This window comes from Acinetobacter sp. 1130196 (assembly GCF_000588095.1).
Classification (GTDB): domain Bacteria; phylum Pseudomonadota; class Gammaproteobacteria; order Pseudomonadales; family Moraxellaceae; genus Acinetobacter; species Acinetobacter nosocomialis.
Genome location: NZ_JFWX01000095.1, coordinates 1 through 2,730, shown reverse-complemented (window position 1 = coordinate 2,730; position 2,730 = coordinate 1). Strand labels below are relative to the sequence as shown.

The following is a 2,730-nucleotide window of genomic DNA, read 5'->3' as shown; positions in this document are numbered from 1 at the left end:
ATGCTCGTATCGTTGAATAAATCGTTGTATGGCTTACATTCATTGTTTGATCCAAATCAGGAAATGTCTTTAAACGCTTTGCTATTTGCTGAGGAGACCATAAACAACGGATCGCTTCAACAATAAATTTCCAGAGGATTGAATCGATTTTGAGTTTTCTGTGACCACGTCTACGTCTAGCGAAGGTGTTATCAGAAGCATATCGAGCTTGATAAACGTCATTGATGCTATTTCTTTTAAGCTCACGATAGATCGTACTAGGATGTCTTTTAATGAGTTCAGCAAATTTTCTGGCTGAAAAGCCTTCTTTTCTTGACTCAAGCATTAATGCAGTACGATCTTCAAAGTTAAGATGATGGTATGACAATTTTATATACTCCATAAACCCTTTAAATTAATTAGGTGGTTTATGTCGCACTTCAAGTTTTACTCTGCCGACCTGATAGAAATTTTGATAGGCAACCCAATATTCTAACCATTGAGTATAGTCTTGTTGTTGAACTGGCGAGACTTTGATTATTTCATTTTGAATCATAATTACACTTCATTCTGACTGATTGATGAAATTATATGTTGGATATAAATAGTTTATAGAAACATTAAAGTATTAAAAACTAACACAATAAATCTAATGAGAAAAGAAATTGCTTATTTTTATGACTTTTTAAAATAAAAAAATTTTATTAATATTATTTTAAGCTAACTTAATTATTATAAAAACATCAAAGCTCGTCTAAGTACACCTTTTAGCCACATTCTCCAGATGTGGCTCTTTTTATTTAAGGTTAAAAATTTAGAAAATGAAATAAATATAATTAACTTATTTATTTTTAAATAGCTAGAGAGATTTTTAATCTTCTTCCATAGCATTACTATAAAACTTAACACCAAGTTTAATACGATCTCGGCCATTACTCATACGCCAGCGATTTGTATCACGTAAAGAATAGACACAACCACAATATTCTTGCTGATAGAATTCTTCACGCTTACTAATTTCAATCATACGGCTAGAGCCACCATTTTTTCGCCAGTTGTAGTCCCAGTACTGGATTTCTGGATAGTGTGAAGCAGCGCGAATCCCGCAATCGTTGATTTGTGCCATATTTTTCCATCTTGAAATGCCTAAAGAACTACTGATTAAGCTAAAACCATGTTCATAAGCGTATAAAGCAGTACGCTCAAAGCGCATATCAAAACACATGGTACATCGGATACCACGTTCAGGTTCATTTTCCATTCCTTTAGCACGAGCAAACCAATTGTCTGTGTCATAATCTGCATCAATAAACGGAATATTATGTTTCTCTGCGAATCGAATATTTTCGTCTTTACGAATGAGATATTCTTTCACTGGATGGATATTAGGATTATAAAAGAATATAGAAAAGTCTATATTGGACTCAATTAATGCTTCCATGACTTCTCCAGAACAGGGAGCACAACATGAATGAAGTAATAATTTATTATGTCCTAAAGGAAGTTCAAGTTTTTGTCTCTGAGTAGTCATAAGGAAAAAATCAAGATATATTTCTATATATTCTAAGTTTTTTAAATAAATATAGGAGTGAATTTTTTTCAATTCAAGATGAAAAATATTTAATTATTGATTTTAATATAGTTCTTAAAAAATAATTTAAATTATTTTTTATTTTATATAATAATATAAATATTATGTTTATGTAATTTTATAAGTATTAAGTTTGATTTTAAAATATTTGATCTAATTGAAAATGATAATTATTTTATATTCTGTTAACTATTTGTCTTTTATATATTTATTTTTTATAATTTGACAGCCAATTAGTGTGATAAACGTCACAAATAAGTATTATTTTTTAATTTTAAATATTTTTTTAGATTTATATTTTTATTAAATTAGACCTCTTGCGAAAGTAAAAACCACCTCAATCTAAATTTCATGAGATATCAGAAATTAAATCGTTTTTCAGATTCTGAATTCCAGCGCTTGGTTGGTGTACCTCGACCAGTTTTTAGTGAAATGATCGAAGTTTTAAAAGAAGTAGAATCACTTAAAAAGAAATCTGGGCGTCCTCATACTTTAGCTATAGAGGATCAATTATTATTAACACTCAATTACTTACGGAATTACAGCACTCAATTGGAGTTGGCTGCAAATTACCATATCGCTGAAAGTAATGTGAATCGAACCATTAAAAAGGTTGAAGATGCATTGATGAAATCAAGACGGTTTACTCTGCCAAAACGAAGCATTACCACAGCAGACGAACAGTTTAACTGGGTCATTATTGATGCGACAGAATGTTCAATAGAACGTCCGAAAAAAAAATCAGAGTAAGTTCTACAGTGGTAAAAAGAAGAAACATACGCTAAAAGCACAAGTGATCTATCATCCGAACAGCAAACAAATCATAGGGCTAGATATATCGAATGGCAGTCAGCATGACATTAAATTGGCAAGAAGAACGGTTAAAAAATTCAAACATTGTAAATATGTTATGACCGATTTAGGGTACTACGGATTAGAGCAAGATGGCTTTAAATTATTGATGCCAATAAAGAAAAAGAAGAATTTACCCTTATTTGATGTTGAGAAAAAGTACAATAAAATGATTGGAAAAATACGAGTTGTGATCGAACATATTAATAGTCAATTGAAAACATTTAGAATATTAAGTGAACGCTATCGAAATAGACGGAAAAGATTCGGTTTACGCATTAACTTAATCGCTGCACTGGTAAATCGGA

At 30.6% G+C, this 2,730-nt stretch carries 3 protein-coding genes and 1 pseudogene; 1 reads left to right on the top strand and 3 read right to left on the bottom strand.

What is annotated here, in order from left to right:
• The 3 genes and pseudogenes from J671_RS24345 to J671_RS24340 all read right to left on the bottom strand — a co-directional run.
• On the bottom strand, positions 1–325 hold a 325-nt coding region (locus tag J671_RS24345), incomplete at its 3' end, for a helix-turn-helix domain-containing protein (protein WP_240488014.1).
• Between the two features lie 111 nt (positions 326–436).
• Positions 437–535, bottom strand: a pseudogene (locus tag J671_RS25900) (GNAT family N-acetyltransferase); the annotation flags it as partial.
• A gap of 315 nt (positions 536–850) precedes the next feature.
• Positions 851–1,510, bottom strand: a complete 660-nt coding sequence (locus tag J671_RS24340) for an epoxyqueuosine reductase QueH (RefSeq protein ID WP_006580639.1) — start codon at positions 1,508–1,510, stop codon at positions 851–853.
• A 411-nt stretch (positions 1,511–1,921) separates the two neighbouring features.
• Between J671_RS24340 and J671_RS25705 the strand changes: the two genes are divergently transcribed.
• Positions 1,922–2,730 (top strand): IS5-like element ISAba27 family transposase gene (locus tag J671_RS25705; protein ID WP_155765201.1). Its coding sequence is split into 2 segments (ribosomal slippage), with 808 coding nucleotides annotated over them: positions 1,922–2,302 and positions 2,304–2,730; the frame shifts between segments, so codons are not numbered across the junction. This gene is flagged as partial in the annotation.